17 protein-coding genes are annotated in these 17986 nt (G+C 39.9%); 15 read left to right on the top strand and 2 right to left on the bottom strand.

Features of this window, described 5'->3' with window-relative positions:
* The first annotated feature begins 5 nt into the window (after window positions 1-5).
* The 10 genes from GGR22_RS05345 (at window position 6) to GGR22_RS05300 (ending at window position 12431) form a co-directional block, all read left to right on the top strand.
* Complete coding sequence (locus tag GGR22_RS05345; protein ID WP_182492842.1) at window positions 6-3065, top strand: TAT-variant-translocated molybdopterin oxidoreductase; 3060 nt, start codon at window positions 6-8, stop codon at window positions 3063-3065.
* Window positions 3066-3102: 37 nt separating this feature from the next.
* Window positions 3103-4506 (top strand): NrfD/PsrC family molybdoenzyme membrane anchor subunit, encoded by a 1404-nt coding sequence (gene nrfD / locus GGR22_RS05340; protein WP_121375311.1) that lies wholly within the window; start codon window positions 3103-3105, stop codon window positions 4504-4506.
* Window positions 4499-5023 (top strand): DUF3341 domain-containing protein, encoded by a 525-nt coding sequence (locus GGR22_RS05335; RefSeq protein ID WP_121375310.1) that lies wholly within the window; start codon window positions 4499-4501, stop codon window positions 5021-5023. The genes nrfD and GGR22_RS05335 overlap by 8 nt, the downstream gene beginning before the upstream one ends.
* Window positions 5024-5031: 8 nt before the next feature.
* Window positions 5032-5577 (top strand): c-type cytochrome, encoded by a 546-nt coding sequence (locus tag GGR22_RS05330; protein WP_182492841.1) that lies wholly within the window; start codon window positions 5032-5034, stop codon window positions 5575-5577.
* A 27-nt stretch (window positions 5578-5604) separates the two neighbouring features.
* Window positions 5605-7140, top strand: a complete 1536-nt coding sequence (locus GGR22_RS05325; protein WP_182492840.1) for a quinol:cytochrome C oxidoreductase — start codon at window positions 5605-5607, stop codon at window positions 7138-7140.
* 18 nt (window positions 7141-7158) lie between these two features.
* Window positions 7159-8319, top strand: a complete 1161-nt coding sequence (locus tag GGR22_RS05320) for a cytochrome c oxidase subunit II (RefSeq protein WP_121375307.1) — start codon at window positions 7159-7161, stop codon at window positions 8317-8319.
* 40 nt (window positions 8320-8359) lie between these two features.
* Window positions 8360-10165, top strand: coding sequence for a cytochrome c oxidase subunit I (locus tag GGR22_RS05315; protein ID WP_121375306.1), 1806 nt, complete (start codon window positions 8360-8362; stop codon window positions 10163-10165).
* Window positions 10166-10339: 174 nt separating this feature from the next.
* Entirely contained in the window at window positions 10340-10792 is a 453-nt protein-coding gene (locus tag GGR22_RS05310; protein WP_121375305.1) for a carboxymuconolactone decarboxylase family protein, read from the top strand.
* A gap of 50 nt (window positions 10793-10842) precedes the next feature.
* The gene (locus GGR22_RS05305; protein ID WP_121375304.1) at window positions 10843-11190 is read left to right on the top strand and encodes a YciI family protein; all 348 of its coding nucleotides are present in this window, start codon (window positions 10843-10845) and stop codon (window positions 11188-11190) included.
* Window positions 11191-11201: 11 nt separating this feature from the next.
* Window positions 11202-12431 carry an RNA polymerase sigma factor gene (locus tag GGR22_RS05300; RefSeq protein ID WP_182492839.1) on the top strand — a complete coding sequence of 410 codons (1230 nt, stop codon included), beginning with the start codon at window positions 11202-11204 and terminating at the stop codon, window positions 12429-12431.
* Window positions 12432-12445: 14 nt separating this feature from the next.
* Here GGR22_RS05300 and GGR22_RS05295 read toward each other — a convergent pair whose 3' ends face one another.
* Complete coding sequence (locus GGR22_RS05295) at window positions 12446-13168, bottom strand: YqjF family protein (protein WP_182492838.1); 723 nt, start codon at window positions 13166-13168, stop codon at window positions 12446-12448.
* A gap of 5 nt (window positions 13169-13173) precedes the next feature.
* On the bottom strand, window positions 13174-14595 hold the full coding sequence (locus GGR22_RS05290) for an APC family permease (RefSeq protein WP_182492837.1): 1422 nt from the start codon (window positions 14593-14595) through the stop codon (window positions 13174-13176).
* 116 nt (window positions 14596-14711) lie between these two features.
* Between GGR22_RS05290 and GGR22_RS05285 the strand changes: the two genes are divergently transcribed.
* The 5 genes from GGR22_RS05285 (at window position 14712) to GGR22_RS05265 (ending at window position 17962) form a co-directional block, all read left to right on the top strand.
* Window positions 14712-15023, top strand: coding sequence for a GNAT family N-acetyltransferase (locus tag GGR22_RS05285; RefSeq protein WP_182492836.1), 312 nt, complete (start codon window positions 14712-14714; stop codon window positions 15021-15023).
* Window positions 15024-15064: 41 nt separating this feature from the next.
* Window positions 15065-16087 carry a Holliday junction branch migration DNA helicase RuvB gene (ruvB, locus tag GGR22_RS05280; protein WP_121375299.1) on the top strand — a complete coding sequence of 341 codons (1023 nt, stop codon included), beginning with the start codon at window positions 15065-15067 and terminating at the stop codon, window positions 16085-16087.
* Window positions 16088-16162: 75 nt separating this feature from the next.
* Window positions 16163-16528 (top strand): four helix bundle protein, encoded by a 366-nt coding sequence (locus GGR22_RS05275; RefSeq protein WP_246336914.1) that lies wholly within the window; start codon window positions 16163-16165, stop codon window positions 16526-16528.
* A 16-nt stretch (window positions 16529-16544) separates the two neighbouring features.
* On the top strand, window positions 16545-17468 hold the full coding sequence (queG, locus tag GGR22_RS05270) for a tRNA epoxyqueuosine(34) reductase QueG (protein WP_182493510.1): 924 nt from the start codon (window positions 16545-16547) through the stop codon (window positions 17466-17468).
* 38 nt (window positions 17469-17506) lie between these two features.
* Complete coding sequence (locus GGR22_RS05265; protein ID WP_182492835.1) at window positions 17507-17962, top strand: hypothetical protein; 456 nt, start codon at window positions 17507-17509, stop codon at window positions 17960-17962.
* The last annotated feature ends 24 nt before the right edge of the window (window positions 17963-17986 follow it).

The following is a 17986-nucleotide window of genomic DNA, read 5'->3' as shown; positions in this document are numbered from 1 at the left end:
ATACGATGTCATCAAACAAAAAATACTGGAAAAGTGTTGAAGAACTAAACGATAATAGTTCTATTGTTGAGACGCTCAGAAATAACGAATTCGCAGAACCAATTCCTGTCGAAGAGTTTTTAGGAGACAAAGAATCATTATCAGCATCATCAACATCACGTCGTGATTTCTTAAAATATGTAGGATTTAGTACAGCAGCAGCCTCTTTAGCAGCTTGCGAAGGTCCGGTAATTAAGTCGATTCCTTACGTGGTACAGCCAGAAGAAATTATTCCTGGAGTTGCAGATTTCTACGCAACAACTATGGCTGACGGATTTGATTTTGCTAATATCTTAATCAAGACACGCGAAGGTCGTCCGATCAAAGTTGAAAATAATACAATCGACGGAGTAAAACTTAGCGCAAACGCCAGAGTTCATGCTTCTGTTCTTTCTTTATATGATAATACTCGTTTAAAACAGCCAAAAATTGCAAAAAAATCAGCTTCTTGGTCTGATGTTGATGCAAAAGTAAAAGCGAGTTTAAACGATGCTAAAGCAAAAGGCGGTCAAGTAGTATTGCTTACGAATACTATGGCAAGCCCATCTACAGATAAATTGATTGCTGAATTTATCGCAAAAAATCCATCTGCAAAACATATCGTATACGATGCTGTTTCTGAATCAAATGCCTTGGATGCTTTCCAAATGGTATACGGAGAAAGAGCTTTGGCAGATTACGATTTCTCTAAATCAGAGGTTATCGTTTCTGTAGGAGCTGATTTCTTAGGAGACTGGCAAGGTGGCGGATTTGATTTTGGATATGCAAAAGGACGTGTTCCGAAAAACGGAAAAATGTCGAAGCACATCCAATTGGAATCAAACATGTCTTTATCAGGAGCGAATGCTGATAAACGTATTCCATTGACAATTACTGACCAAAAGCATGCTTTGGTTAAAATTTATAATATCATTACAGGATCTTCTGTTGGAACTCAAAAAGTAGCAAGAGAAGAAGAAGTAATGAAAGCGGCACAGCAACTTAAATCAGCAGGATCAAAAGGAGTTTTGGTTTCTGGTTTAGATGATTTGAATGCACAATTGCTTGTATTTGCAATTAACAATGCATTAAAATCAGAAGCATTCAATCCTTCTGGTGCTAGATTGACTAGAAAAGGAAATGCTAAAGCTGTTGCGCAATTAGTGGCTGACATGAAAGCTGGAAGCGTTCACACGTTGATCATGAGCGGTGTGAATCCAGTGTATACATTAGCTGCTTCAAAAGATTTCGCTGAAGGCTTGAAAAAAGTAAGCTTGTCTGTGGTATTTTCTTTAAAAGAAGATGAAACAGCGGTACTTTCTTCTATTGCTGCTCCAGCGCCTCACTACTTAGAATCTTGGGGTGACGTAACAATTTCTAAAGGAAATTATAGCATCACGCAGCCAACGATTCGTCCTTTATTCGATACAAGACAGTTTCAGGAAGCTTTATTGCTTTGGTCTGATAACAGTACTGCATATTACGATTACCTTAAAGCGGTTGCGACTTCAATCGCTACAGGAACAACTTGGAATAAATTAGTCCATGACGGAGTTTATTCTACACCTATAACTGGTGCTACAGCTGGTTCAGCTGATTTCGGAGGTGCTGCTTCAACTTTGGCACAAGCTAAAAAGGCAGGCGATTTCGAATTGGTATTGTATACTAAAACAGGAATGGGAGACGGTCAGCAAGCCAACAATCCTTGGTTGCAAGAGTTCCCTGACCCAATCACGCGTGTTTCTTGGGATAACTACGTTACGATTTCAAAAGCTGATGCTACAAGATTAAGTTTAGAAAACTATAATGTTGCTAACGGTGGTTTGAATGGTAGCTATGTTGACATCGAAGTTGGCGGTGTGAAATTGGAAAAAGTTCCGGTAATCATCCAGCCAGGGCAAGCTGTAGGAACAATCGGTGTAGCTCTTGGTTACGGCCGTAAAGAATCTTTGAAAGAAGAAATGCAAATAGGTGTTAACGCCTATACATTATATGCAAATTCAAATGCAAATCAAGCTGCAAAAGTTACGAAAGTAAGCGGCGATCACGAATTTGCTTGTGTTCAGTTGCAAAGAACCTTGATGGGTAGAGGTGATATCATTAAAGAAACAACGCTTGATGTTTTCGAAAAAGAAGATGCTTCTGTTTGGAATCCAGCTCCGATGGTTTCTCTAGATCACAACCCGGTTAAAGCAAATACTGTCGACTTATGGGATTCATTTGATCGTTCAGTTGGACACCATTTTAAATTATCAATTGACTTAAATTCATGTACAGGTTGTGGCGCTTGCGTTATTGCTTGTCATGCAGAAAATAACGTTCCTGTTGTCGGAAAAGCCGAAGTTAGAAGAAGCCGTGATATGCACTGGTTGCGTATCGACAGATACTATTCTTCTGAGGATACTTTCGAACAAGACAACGAGAAAAAAGAAGGATTCGAAGGATTGTTCGGTGACAAAGGCTCTTTAGGAGGTTTTGGCGAAATGGAACATCCATCAGATAACCCGCAAGTTGCATTCCAGCCTGTAATGTGTCAGCACTGTAACCACGCGCCATGTGAAACTGTTTGTCCAGTTGCGGCAACTTCACACGGACGTCAAGGTCAAAACCACATGGCTTACAACAGATGTGTTGGAACTCGTTACTGTGCAAACAACTGTCCTTATAAAGTACGTCGTTTCAACTGGTTCTTGTACAACAAAAATTCAGAGTTCGATTACCACATGAATGACGATTTAGGTCGTATGGTATTGAATCCAGATGTTGTAGTTCGTTCAAGAGGGGTTATGGAAAAATGTTCTATGTGTATTCAAATGACTCAGGCAACAATCTTGAAAGCAAAACGTGATGGTAGAGCAATTAAGGATGGCGAATTCCAAACTGCTTGTTCAGCTGCATGTACATCAGGATCTATGATGTTTGGTGATGTAAATGATAAAGAAAGTAAAATTGCAGATTTAGAGCAAGATAACAGAATGTATCATTTGTTAGAGCACGTTGGAACAAAACCGAACGTATTCTATCATGTAAAAGTTAGAAATACCTAGTCAATAAATAATTAATTAAGAAACAAGATAAAGGATTATGTCGTCTCACTACGAAGCACCCATTAGAAAACCTTTAGTTATAGGTGATAAATCTTATCACGACGTAACAGTAGATGTAGCTGCACCTGTTGAAGGTAGAGCGAACAAACAATGGTGGATTGTATTTTCAATCGCACTAGTCGCTTTCCTTTGGGGACTCGGCTGTATCATATACACCATATCTACTGGTATCGGTTCATGGGGATTAAATAAAACAGTTGGCTGGGCTTGGGATATCACGAACTTCGTTTGGTGGGTTGGTATCGGTCACGCAGGAACTCTGATTTCCGCAGTACTTTTATTATTCCGTCAAAAATGGAGAATGGCGATTAACCGTTCTGCAGAAGCAATGACCATTTTCTCGGTTGTTCAAGCAGGTTTGTTCCCCATTATCCACATGGGTCGTCCATGGTTAGGATACTGGGTATTGCCGATTCCAAACCAATTCGGATCCCTTTGGGTTAACTTTAACTCGCCGTTGCTTTGGGACGTATTTGCGATTTCTACTTACCTTTCCGTATCGCTAGTTTTCTGGTGGACAGGTTTGCTTCCGGATTTCGCAATGCTAAGAGATAGAGCAATCACTCCTTTCACAAAAAGAATTTATTCCATCTTGAGCTTCGGTTGGAGCGGAAGAGCAAAAGACTGGCAACGTTTCGAAGAAGTATCTTTGGTTCTTGCAGGTTTGGCAACGCCACTTGTGCTTTCTGTACACACGATCGTATCTTTTGACTTCGCAACATCCGTAATTCCAGGATGGCATACAACAATCTTCCCTCCATACTTCGTTGCTGGAGCGGTATTCTCAGGATTCGCGATGGTAAACACCTTGCTGATCATCATGAGAAAAGTTTCTAACCTAGAAGCTTACATTACACTACAACATATCGAATTGATGAACATCGTAATCATGATTACAGGTTCTATCGTTGGTGTGGCTTATATCACTGAGTTGTTCGTTGCATGGTATTCAGGTGTTGAATACGAACAATATGCCTTCTTGAACAGAGCAACAGGTCCTTATGCTTGGGCTTACTGGGCGATGATGACTTGCAACGTGTTCTCTCCTCAGTTCATGTGGTTCAAAAAATTAAGAACAAGTATCATGTTCTCTTTCGTTATCTCGATTGTGGTAAACATCGGTATGTGGTTTGAGCGTTTCGTAATTATCGTAACATCATTGCACAGAGATTACCTTCCATCTTCTTGGACAATGTTCTCGCCAACATTCGTTGATATTGGAATATTTGTCGGAACAATCGGTTTCTTCTTTGTATTATTCCTTCTATATGCTAGATCTTTCCCTGTGATTGCTCAAGCAGAGGTTAAAACAATCTTGAAATCTTCTGGAGAAAACTATAAAAAACAAAGAGAAGAAAATAAACATTCACACCATGAGTAATAAAGTTATATACGCTATTTATAATGATGATGATGTGCTTATGGATGCCGTTAAGAAAACACGTGCTGCTCATCACCATATTGAAGAAGTTTTCACGCCTTTTCCAGTTCACGGATTGGACAAAGCAATGGGAATAGCTCCAACTCGATTGGCAATCTGCGCCTTCTTATACGGATTAGTAGGTCTGTCTGTGGCAACAACAATGATGAACTATATCATGATTTCTGACTGGCCGCAAGATATCGGTGGAAAACCAAGTTTCAGCTACATCGAAAACATGCCAGCTTTCGTTCCGGTTATGTTTGAGATGACAGTATTCTTTGCTGCCCACTTAATGGTTATTACTTTCTACATGAGAAGTAAATTATGGCCATTCAAAAAAGCAGAAAATCCAGATGTTAGAACTACTGATGACCATTTCTTGATGGAAGTTGCAGTTCACGGAGACGAGAATGAATTAGTTACATTCTTCCAAAATACTGGAGCAGTAGAAGTTAAAGTAATAGAAAAGCATTAATAGGAGATATGAAAAGTTTATATAAAATAACACTTTTGGTAGGAATTGCGATAACGGCCGTTTCTTGTCACAACAAGAAAAAGCCAAATTATCAATACTTTCCTAATATGTATGAAGCAGTAGGTTATGAAACCTATTCTGAATCTAATGCTTTCAAAAACGGCAAAGAAGGACAGTTGCCTGCAAAAGGATCTATTCCAAGAGGCTTCGAGCCTTATGAATATGAAAATACGACTGCTGGTTATGAATTGGCTAAAGCGAATTTGAAATCTCCTTTGGATTCTATTGCTAGAAATTCTGATAAAGGAGCAAAGCTCTTCGCAATTTATTGTGCAATCTGTCACGGTGAAAAAGGCGATGGAAAAGGAAATTTGGTGAAGAGAGAGAAATTCTTAGGAGTTCCTAGCTATGCCGATAGAGTTATCACTGAAGGTAGTGTTTTTCACGTAGAAACTTACGGATTAAATGCAATGGGTTCTCATGCTAACCAACTTACTAAAGAAGAGCGTTGGATGGTTGCAGCTTATGTGATGAAACTAAAAAGCGAATTATAATTGTAGAACAAACTGATCTTAATAGATATGTACACATTTTCAAGCAAATTAAAAACTCTTTCTATTATCCTTATGGTGTTAGGTATCCTTGGGGTAGGATATAGTTTTTTAACTGCACCAAAAAATACAGCTGAAGTAGAGGAAATCCTTAAGAAAGAAGCAGAAGAGCACGGTGGGCATCATCAAGCGGCAGGCCATGAAACGCATGACGCTCATGCAGCTACTACTGAGGTTCATGAAACTCCAGTTGCAACAGCTGAAGTAAAGCCTGAAGCTAGTATGGCAGATTCAGTGCACGTTGATACAATTTCAATTTCAAAAGATACAGCACATGCAGTTGCTGCAACTGAAGAACATCATTCAGATAAAGACCACGCTGCTGTTGCGGCTCACGGTCATGACAAAGCTGAAGGCGGACACGATGTGGCACATGCAGAGCATGCAAAACACGTAGAGCACGTTTTTCACCAATTAAAAAACAAGCCATGGGCAGCAGTTTTCGTTGCGGCATTGTTTTTCATGCTGATTTCATTGGGTGCTTTAGCATTCTATGCAATCCAGCAAGTAGCTCAAGCAGGCTGGTCTCCAGTTTTGTTTAGAGTAATGCAAGGAATCACGGCTTATTTGCCATGGGGTTCTATTATCGTATTTATTCTTTTAGCATTGGGAGCTTTCCACGTTCACCACTTATATGTTTGGATGGATGCTGACTTATTAGATCCTGCAAATCCAAAATACGATAAACTAATCGCTAACAAATCAGGTTACCTTAACGAATACTTCTGGTTAATCAGAGCAGCAGTTTTCATCATCGGATGGAACCTTTACAGATATTTCTCTAGAAAAAACTGTTTGGCTCAAGACGAAGCAAGCGACAACGCTTTCTACAAAAAGAACTTCAAGATGTCTGCGGCATTCTTAGTATTCTTTATCGTTACAGAATCAATCATGTCTTGGGACTGGATTATGTCTGTTGACCCTCACTGGTTCAGTACATTATTCGGATGGTACGTTTTCGCAAGTTTCTTCGTAAGCGGTATCACAGTAATTGCAATGGTTACTTTGTACTTGAAATCAAGAGGATATTTAGAATATGTAAATACAAGCCACATCCACGACTTAGCGAAATTCATGTTCGGTATCAGTGTATTCTGGACGTACTTATGGTTCTCACAATTCATGTTGATCTGGTATGCAAATATCCCTGAAGAGGTAACATACTTCATCACAAGAATCGAGCAATATAACTTGCCTTTCTTCGGAATGGTTGCTATGAACTTCCTTTTCCCAGTATTGATCTTGATCAACACAGATTTCAAACGTCTGACTTGGATTGTTGTTATGGCAGGTATCGTAATCTTGGCAGGTCACTATATTGATTTCTATAACATGATCATGCCGGCAACTGTTGGTGACCGTTGGTTCATCGGAGCAGGCGAAATCGGAGCAGTATTTTTCTTCCTTGGGTTATTTATTTTTGTAGTCTTTACAGCACTTACAAAATCACCTCTATTGGCGAAAAGAAATCCATTTATCGAAGAAAGTAAACATTTTCATTATTAATATTTAAAGAAAAAACAGATGACAAGTTTGTTGGTAATTATAGTTTTAGTTTTATTAGCTGTTGCAATTTGGCAATTAACTAAAATTTTCGATTTGACTCAAATTGGCGGTCTAAGTGATAACTCACAAGTTGCTAATGATAGAGACAATAATATTAATGGATATATGATGTTTGCCTTCTTAGGTTTCATATATGTTACAACAATTTATTGCATAATTGAGTTTGGACACTTCCCGTTAATGAGCAATTCGGCTTCAGAGCACGGACAGGATGTAGATAACTTGATGTGGATTTCGATGATTTTGATTTTCATAGTTCAATTCATTACTCAGGCTCTTTTGCACTACTTTGCATTCAAATACAGAGGAAAACAAGGAAAAAAAGCATTATACTTTGCTGATAACGATAAGTTAGAGTTTATCTGGACAATCATCCCGGTAATCGTTTTGGCAGGTTTGATTTTATATGGACTATACGCTTGGACAAACATCATGTTTGTTGACGAAGACGAAGATGTAATTGTTGTGGAGCTTTATGCAAAACAATTCTCTTGGGAAGCTAGATATTCTGGTGAAGATAATGTGCTTGGAAAAGCAAACGTAAGATATATTGAAGGTGTAAATACTTTAGGTGTTGACGTTTCAGATCCAAATGCGCAAGATGATAAAGTAGTGAACGAGCTGCATTTGCCAAAAGGTAAGAAGATCTTGTTCAAGATGCGTTCTCAAGACGTATTGCACTCTGCTTATATGCCTCACTTTAGAGCGCAGATGAACTGTGTTCCAGGTATGGTGACTCAGTTTGCCTTCACGCCAAACAAGACTACAGTTGAAATGCGTCAGCATCCAGATATCGTTGAAAAAGTTGCGCACATCAATGAACTTAGAGCGAAGAAAAGCGTTGATTTAGTGAAAAAAGGCGAGCCAGGATTGGATCCTTACAACTTTGATTTCCTTTTGCTTTGTAATAAAATTTGCGGACCTTCTCACTACAACATGCAGATGAAGATTGTTGTTGAAAGCGAAGCTGATTTCAAAAAATGGTTAAGCGACAAGCCAACATTGGTTTCTGCTGTAAAAGCTGAAAAAGAGCCTAAACCAGAAACAGTTGGACCAACAGCGCCACTTGATACAACAAAAGCAGCAGCAGACACGACTAAAGTTGTAGCAGCCAATTAATAATAAGTATATCTTTTAAATAAAATTTAAATTATAATATATGTCAGCAGTAGGTCACGATAACGATCACGGACACGATCAGGAACACGAACACCACCATAAAGATACCTTTATCACGAAGTATATCTTTAGTATCGATCACAAGATGATTGCAAAACAGTATTTAATTACTGGTATCATCATGGGAGTTATCGGTGTGGGAATGTCAATGCTTTTCAGAATGCAATTGGCTTGGCCAGAAGAATCTTTTGGCGTGTTCAAATTTTTCCTTGGTGAAAAATTCGCTCCAGGAGGAGTTATGAGAAACGACGCATATCTTGCCTTGGTTACGATTCACGGAACGATCATGGTCTTCTTTGTTTTGACAGCCGGTTTGAGTGGTACGTTTAGTAACCTCTTGATTCCGTTGCAAATTGGAGCACGTGATATGGCTTCTGGATTTATGAATATGATATCGTACTGGTTATTCTTCCTTTCGAGTGTAATCATGGTTATTTCTCTTTTCGTTGAATCTGGACCAGCTTCTGCAGGATGGACAATCTATCCTCCGCTTTCAGCATTGCCGCAAGCAATCCCTGGATCAGGAACAGGTATGACACTTTGGTTGGTTTCTATGGCTATCTTCATCGCATCTTCTTTGATGGGATCATTGAACTACGTAGTAACCGTAATCAACTTGAGAACAAAAGGTATGTCTATGACAAGATTGCCGCTTACAATCTGGGCTTTCTTCATTACTGCTGTAATTGGTATCGTATCGTTCCCAGTATTATTATCTGCTGCATTATTATTGATTTTCGATAGAAGCTTCGGTACTTCTTTCTTCCTTTCTGATATCTATATCGCTGGAGAAGTATTGCACTACCAAGGTGGTTCGCCAGTATTGTTTGAGCACTTGTTCTGGTTCTTAGGTCACCCTGAGGTGTATATCGTATTATTGCCAGCTCTTGGTATCACATCTGAAATTATTGCAACCAACTCTCGTAAACCAATCTTTGGTTACAGAGCGATGATTGCCTCTATATTAGCAATTGCTTTCCTTTCGACTATCGTTTGGGGTCACCACATGTTTATCTCAGGAATGAACCCATTCTTAGGATCTGTGTTTACATTCACAACATTGTTGATTGCAATTCCTTCTGCTGTAAAAGCATTTAACTACATCACGACACTCTGGAAAGGTAATCTGCAGATGAACCCTGCAATGCTTTTCTCTATCGGATTAGTTTCTACGTTTATCACAGGTGGTTTGACAGGTATTATCCTTGGAGATAGTACTTTGGACATCAACGTTCACGATACGTATTTCGTTGTAGCGCATTTCCACTTAGTAATGGGTATCTCTGCACTTTACGGAATGTTTGCTGGAATCTACCACTGGTTCCCAAGAATGTTCGGTAGAATGCTAAACAAAAACTTAGGATATATTCACTTCTGGGTAACTGCAATCTGTGCTTATGGAGTATTCTTCCCAATGCACTTTATCGGTATGGCAGGTCTTCCAAGACGTTACTATACTAACACTGCATTCCCTTTGTTTGATGACTTGCAAAACGTAAACGTATTGATTACTGTTTTCGCTTTAGTAGGTGGAGCTTTCCAATTGGTTTTCCTTTGGAACTTCTTCTCAAGCATTTTCTACGGAAAAAGAGCGCCTCAAAACCCTTGGAGATCAAATACATTGGAATGGACTGCACCAGTAGAACACATTCACGGAAACTGGCCAGGAGAACTTCCAGAAGTTCACAGATGGCCTTATGATTACAGCAAGCCAGGTTTTGATGATGACTTTGTTCCTCAAACCGTGCCGATGAAAGATGGCGAAGAAGAACTTCACCATTCATAAGCAATATAAAAAGACTATAAAAATCCGTTTCAAGCAATTGAAGCGGATTTTTTTTTGACGCCAACGGCCGTATTCAGGACAATTCAAAAAAAGAGTATTTTTTTTCTGAAGTTTTGTCCAATTTTAAAATCTCGATTGTCATTACAGTATATAACAATTAAAACTTTACATAAAATGGAACAAAGAATCAACGTCCATGTAAAAGGACAAGACGCAATGAAAACGCTTTTCGGTATCGGAGCTTATCTGAAAAAATCTCCTGTTGAGCTACAACTTTTAGAACTGGTGTACTTCAGAGTATCGCAAATCAACGGCTGTGCCTATTGTTTAGACATGCATTCAAAAGATGCGCGTGCCAAAGGCGAAACAGAACAACGCTTATACGGTTTGAGTGCTTGGAGAGAAGCACCCTATTACACCGAGCGTGAAAGAGCCGCATTTGCTTGGGCCGAAGCCGTAACAAAATGCGAGGTGACCGATGCCGTGTATGCTGAGGCAGCGGCGCAATTTTCAGAGCAAGAATTCATCGACCTTACGCTGGCGATTACAACAATCAACACTTGGAACCGAATCAATATTGCATTCCCTCACGGTGTAGGAACTTACAAAGTCGGTCAATTTGGGTGATTCCAAGTTAGAAACATTTATTACTTTTAAGAACCACAAAAAATAACAAGATGAACGAATTTGTATTAATTATCAGAAGAGATATGGTCAGCAAAGACGCTGTGCCGTCCCCAGAGCAAATGCAAGCCGCTATCAAGCCTTTTCAAGACTGGATCGGAGGTATCGCTGCCCAAAACAAATTGGTAAGCCCTCCAAAGCGATGGGATGCTGACGGAAGAGTCGTAAAACAAGACAATCTAGTAACCAACGGACCTTATGCCGAAATAAAAGAATCCGTAGGAGGCTTGTTTCTTATTAGAGCCAAAGATTATGACGAAGCAGTCGAAATCGCGAAAGGATGTCCGATCTTAAAATGGGGAGCCACTGTAGAAGTACGAATGGCTATTCCGACAGAGTAATAGTAAAATAGATGGAAGACCAGCTCTTGCACAACTTATTCAGGACAGAGTACCGAAAGATAGTTTCGGTACTCTGTTATTTGTTTGGAATCAAGCATATCGAAATAGCCGAAGACATTGTCAGCGATACGTTTTTGGCAGCAACCGAAACCTGGAGCCTGAAAGGTATTCCGGAAAACCCGACCGCTTGGCTCTATACCGTTGCAAAAAATAAGACCAAAAATTACCTCAAGAGGGATGCTTTTTTTGACCAAAAGCTTTCGCCCGAAGTAAAGTACGCTTCTGAAAAGTCTGAAGAACTCGTTGTCGACCTGTCCGCCAAAAATATCAGCGACAGCCAGCTGGCCATGATTTTTGCCGTATGCAATCCTAATATCTCTGCAGAATCACAAATAGCCTTGGCCTTGAACCTGCTTTGCGGTTTTGGAATCCAAGAAATTGCCGATGCTTTCCTGACCAATAAAGAAGTAATCTACAAAAGAATCAACAGGGCCAAAGAAAAACTGAAAGCAGAGAACATCAAAATCGAACAGCCAACAGTAGCAGAAATTAACGAAAGACTAGAGCCGGTGCTGACGACCTTATATCTGTTGTTTTCCGAAGGTTATTATTCGACTTCCCAAAATACCATCTTGCGCAAAGACTTATGTGCCGAAGCGATGCGACTGACTTTCCTCCTTATAGAAAACAAAACCACCAACAAGCCGTCCGTGAATGCGCTGCTTTCGCTGATGAGTTTCCATTCGTCCCGATTTGATGCGCGGACTAACGAAAATGGCGAAACTATTTTATACGAAGACCAAGATGAAACCCGCTGGAACCAAGACCTAATCTTTCAAGGAACTCACTTCCTAAACCAAGCTTCCACCGGAAACAGCGTAACAAAATACCATCTCGAAGCAGGCATTGCCTATTGGCATACGCAGAAAGAAGATACACTTGAAAAGTGGGACAACATCTTGCAACTCTACAACAGCCTGCTTATTTTAGAATATTCGCCCATAGCCGCACTCAACCGAACCTTTGCGCTGGCAAAAGTGCACGGCAAGCAGCAAGCCATACAAGAAGCAGAAAAACTGCAGCTAACAGACAATCACTTCTATCATTCGCTCTTAGGCCACCTGCATACTGGTCTTGATAACAAGAAAGCCTTAGCTCATTTTCAAAATGCATTGAAATTGGCCATCTCGGAAGCAGATAAAACAACAATAGCTAAAAGTATTGATCGATTTAAAGTATAGTGTGTAGTAGCAAGTTAATTTTTAGGTGTTTTTTTCTTTCCCCAAGCGATAACCTGTACACCTTTAGAATAATTAGCTAAATCAGGTTTTCTTCCAATCAGTTTTTCGAATCTCGGATAAGACAATGTGATGTTTTCAATCAATGACTCATTCATAAGCCATTCTTGATGATGAATTTCATATTCGTTGATGTAGCCTCCGTCGTTTTGAAAAAGAGCATACCGTTCTGTCAGCCATCGATCTAGATCTGTTTTGTAGAGAGGCTTTCCTATTTTAAACAAGATGTCTAATTCATCACCAAATTCGCTATTCATAGAACGGTAAAATTCCTTTTCTCGTTTTATTTTTGAATAGCGATAAGGAAGCCTAGAGATAAGCTTTGCTACTTTACAAGATAAGATTTTCCCGCCTTCCATGCTGAGAAAATAAACTCCCGATTTGTCTTTTGTCTTGATATATGTGCGAACATTGATTTCTAAAAAGTTTGAAATTGGCGTAAAAGCAGGCATATATCTGGGGCGAATTTCTTCCATTGCAAAAGCAACTATAGAAACCCAAGGCTTGCCTTCAAACAAATCGATTTCCAATTCTTTTGGCACAAACCTTTTTAGCTCTTCTAAATCTACTTGCCAATGTAAAAATAAAACATCATTCCATTCTTGATAAAATCGCCAGCCGCCTTTTGGAATTTCCCAAGGCCGATGCGAAGTCTGTTCTAAAATTTCCTTTAGCTTCATCCAGATTAATCTTCTTGCGTCTTTGGCTTTGTAAAATAATAAACAGGAATCCCTGCCAGCATAATCAACACGCCCCAGCCGCAAGTCTCAAACCTCGTAATCAAAAGCGAAATACATAAAGCAGAAGCCGCGATGATATAAAGCATCGGCAAGAACGGATAGCCAAAAGCTTTATAAGGCCTTTCGGCATCGGGCATTTTCTTTCTAAGAATAAAGATTCCGTAAATCGTCAAGATGTAAAAGATGATAACGATAATCATCACAAAGTCCAACAAAGCGCCATATTTTCCTGTCAAGCATAAAGCAGAAGCCCAAATGCATTGCGCCCATAAAGCCCAAGCCGGAACACTGGCCGTATTCAACACAGCCGCTTTCTTGAAAAACAATCCATCTTTTGCCATCGTATAATAAACCCTTGCGCCGGCCATAATCAAGCCGTTATTACAAGCGAAAGTCGAAATCATGATCATGATCGCAATAATCAAGGTACCGATGTTTCCAAAAATATAAGTAGAAGCCACTACCGCAACCCTGTCCGACTTAGCAAAAGCAATCTCTTCAAACGGAACCACGGCAAGATACATCAGGTTGGCCAAGATATACAGAATCGTCACGATAAAAGTGCCCAAGAACAAACTCAATCCTACATTGCGTTTCGGATTTTTCATCTCTCCAGCAATAAACGTCACGCCGTTCCAAGCATCGCTCGAAAACAAAGAACCCACCATTGCGGCAGAAATTCCAGTAATCAAGGCAGTACCGCTAATCGGCAGCCAAGAACCCGATTTTGCATCAAATGATTTCGTATTCCAAGCATCTGCCCAGTTCGCGTTCCAGATATCTGCTTTGGCAGCAAGCAGCAGTCCAAAGACAACCAGCCCCAGTAAAGACAAGATTTTAATAATGGTCAAGACGGTCTGCAACGTCTTGCTGTTTTTTACGCCTCGGCTGTTGATATACGTTAGAATAATAATAGTAATAATAGAAACAATCTGTGCCGCATTCAATTGAAAGGAACCGATAGACAACAAGATATTCTCATCGCTCAAAGGCTCATACAGATACGCCGCAAATTTAGAAAAGGCAACACCAACAGCCGCAATGGTACCCGTTTGGATTACCGCAAAGAAACTCCAGCCATATAAAAACGCGATCAGCTTGTTGTAAGCCTCTTTTAGATAGACATATTGTCCGCCCGCTTTCGGAAACATCGAGCTCAACTCTCCGTAGCTTACGGCAGCGATGACGGTTATCAATCCAGAAATGACCCAGATCAAGGTCAGCCATCCGGCCGAACCTACCTGTCTGGCGATATCTGCACTTACGATAAAGATTCCCGAACCGATCATCGAACCAACGACCAGCATGGTTCCATCCAATAATCCTAATTCTCGTTTTAAATGATTGTCTTCTTGCGGGTTTTCCATATAAAAGTTTAAAGTTAGCTTGTTAATTTCTGTTAAAGATATTAAAAAATCCTTATTTTGATAGAAGTCATTTTTTGTGTACCTTTCCTCATACCTATAAACTTAAAATTTTTACCATGAGCGATAAATATGCTGCTATAGAATTAGTGAAAAATCCAGACAAAAGAAGATTTGAGATGGAAGTCGAAAATCATACCGCCTTTATTGAATACATCATCAACAAAGACAACATCATGTACCTTACACATACTGAAGTTCCAAAATCTTTAGAAGGCAAAGGAGTAGGAGGAAGCATGGTCAAAAAAGCCCTGAACTACATCAAAGACAACGGCTATACTTTAGCGCCCCTTTGTCCGTTTGTAGCTGCTTACCTAAAAAGACATCCAGAATGGCAATCTATTTTAGCCAAAGGCTATAATGTCGGCTAATTAGCAAATTCTCAAATCAACATTTTCTCTATCTTTGCCAGATGAATACGAATCTAGATCCAACAAACAGCAACTACAATCCCGAAGAACTTGATTTAGAGAAAAAATTAAGGCCACTCTCCTTTGATGATTTCACAGGACAGGAACAGGTATTGGAAAACCTGAAAGTATTTGTACAGGCCGCCAATCTTAGAAGCGAAGCACTTGACCATACGCTTTTTCACGGGCCTCCGGGCTTGGGAAAAACTACATTGGCGAATATCTTGGCCAATGAATTAGGCGTCGGCATCAAGATTACGTCAGGCCCTGTGTTGGACAAGCCGGGCGACTTGGCAGGATTGCTGACCAATCTAGAAGAACGCGATGTGCTTTTTATTGATGAGATTCACCGTCTGAGCCCAATTGTCGAAGAATATCTCTATTCGGCTATGGAAGATTTCAAGATTGATATCATGATTGAGTCAGGTCCGAATGCAAGAACCGTTCAGTTGAATCTGAATCCGTTTACGCTTGTCGGAGCTACAACACGTTCCGGATTGCTAACCGCACCGATGCGTGCCCGTTTCGGAATCCAAAGCCGACTGCAATATTATACGACAGAACTTCTGACCGCTATTGTCGAAAGAAGCTCGGCCATTCTAAAGATGCCGATTACCATGGAAGCCGCCATCGAAATTGCGGGCCGTAGCCGAGGTACTCCGCGTATTGCCAACGCATTACTGCGTAGGGTGCGAGATTTTGCTCAGATCAAAGGCAACGGAAAGATCGATATCGAAATAGCTCGTTTTTCCTTAAAAGCACTCCATGTCGATGCCCACGGCCTTGATGAAATGGACAATAAAATCCTGACGACTATTATTGATAAATTCAAAGGAGGTCCGGTTGGACTGTCTACTTTGGCAACCGCTGTTTCCGAAAGCGGCGAAACCATAGAAGAAGTGTACGAACCGTTCTTGATTCAAGAGGGTTTTATCATGAGAACGCCGAGAGGAAGAGAAGTAACGGAGAAAGCCTATAAGCATTTAGGGAAAATCAGGACGAATATACAAGGTGGTCTTTTTTGAATTTAGGAGTTAGGATTTTTGATTGATGTTGAAGCTGTTTGTTTGAAGAGATACGATATAAGCCATTTAAAAAGAATGTACATGACCTCGGAAGAATTAAAAACAAGAACAAAGAAATTTTCTTTGCGGATAATTGATGTGGTAGAAAAATTACCAAATTCAATATCAGGAAGAACTGTTGCTAACCAGATTGTCAGAAGCGGTACTTCGGTTGGAGCTAATTATAGAGCCGTATGCAGGGCAAGAAGCGATAGGGAGTTTATTTCTAAAATGGCTATAGTTATTGAAGAAGCCGACGAAACGTTATTTTGGCTGGAAATCAAGCAAGAGAAAAAATGGATGGATGACTCCGAACTAAATGTACTCTGGAAAGAAGGCAACGAACTAACCGCAATCTTCGTCAGCACAATAAAAAAGATAAAATCCCGTCTAAACGAATGATAATCCTAAATCTAAAATCATAAATCCTAAATCAAAATACACGCAATTCATAAAATCCGAAGCCCAGCGCCTCGGATTTATTTCTTGTGGTATATCTCAAGCTGGATTTCTTGAAGAAGAAGCACCTCGTTTGGAAACTTGGCTCAAAAACAATGCACACGGCCAAATGTCCTACATGGAAAACCATTTTGACAAAAGACTTGATCCCACATTATTAGTAGATGATTCCAAAAGCGTGATTTCCCTATTGCTCAATTATTATCCAGAGCAGACCCAAGTTTCTGACACCTATAAAATCTCCAAATACGCTTACGGACAAGACTATCATTTTGTCATCAAAGAAAAACTAAAAGAATTCCTCTTTTCCATCCAAGAAAACATAGGCGAAGTTTCAGGACGTGCCTTTGTCGATTCGGCACCCGTCTTAGACAAAGCATGGGCAGCCAAAAGTGGCTTGGGTTGGATCGGAAAAAACAGCAATCTGCTGAGCAAACAAGTCGGTTCCTTTTTCTTTATTGCCGAATTGATTGTCGACTTAGAACTAGAATACGACACTGCCGTAACCGACCATTGCGGCTCCTGTACCAAATGTATCGATGCCTGCCCCACCGAAGCCATCGTAGCGCCCTATGTCGTAGACGGAAGCAAGTGCATATCCTATTTCACGATAGAACTAAAAGAAAACATTCCCCAAGAGATGAAAGGGAAATTTGACGACTGGGCTTTCGGCTGTGATGTCTGCCAAGACGTCTGTCCGTGGAACCGATTTTCAAAGCCGCACAGTGAACCCCTGTTTAACCCGAATCCGGACTTGCTTTCCATGACCAAAAAAGACTGGGAAGAAATCACAGAAGATACGTTTCGTGCCGTTTTTAAAAACTCTGCCGTCAAACGTACTAAATACGATGGCTTGAAACGCAATATTAATTTCTTGAAATAGACGTTATTATACTAATTCGTATAACCAAAAAATAAGTCATGAAAGCATTCTTTTTGATTCTAACCATCTTCTTTGCCCATATTGCAGTTTCGCAAGACAATACCTATGAATTGAATAAAAAACTGGAAATCAGCTTTATCAGGCTTGAAATCAATCGTGGTAACTTATATCCCAATAAAGAAAAAAGACTGACGGAAGTCGTATTCTATAAGATAAACGATACGATTAGTTACGTACACAGACACTATACAGTAAACAATCAAACCAACGATGAAGAGTCGTCGATTCCCAGTTCAGTTTTCGATAGGTTTGTAAGCAAGTTAAAACTCTTGGATGCTGAAAGACTAAATCATACCAATTCCAATATAATGGATGGCATAAATTATAATCTAGAATTTGGAGACAATACCTATTCGATCCATATAAGAACAAATGATCCTGAAGAAGAATATTTGAAATCCTTCCTAGAGATGTACTGGTTTAAAAACCAATAAGATGCTTAGGTCATTTGGTATTTT

The organism is Flavobacterium gossypii (assembly GCF_014138495.1).
Classification (GTDB): Bacteria; Bacteroidota; Bacteroidia; order Flavobacteriales; family Flavobacteriaceae; genus Flavobacterium; species Flavobacterium endophyticum.
This window is presented reverse-complemented; position numbering and strand designations above follow the sequence as displayed.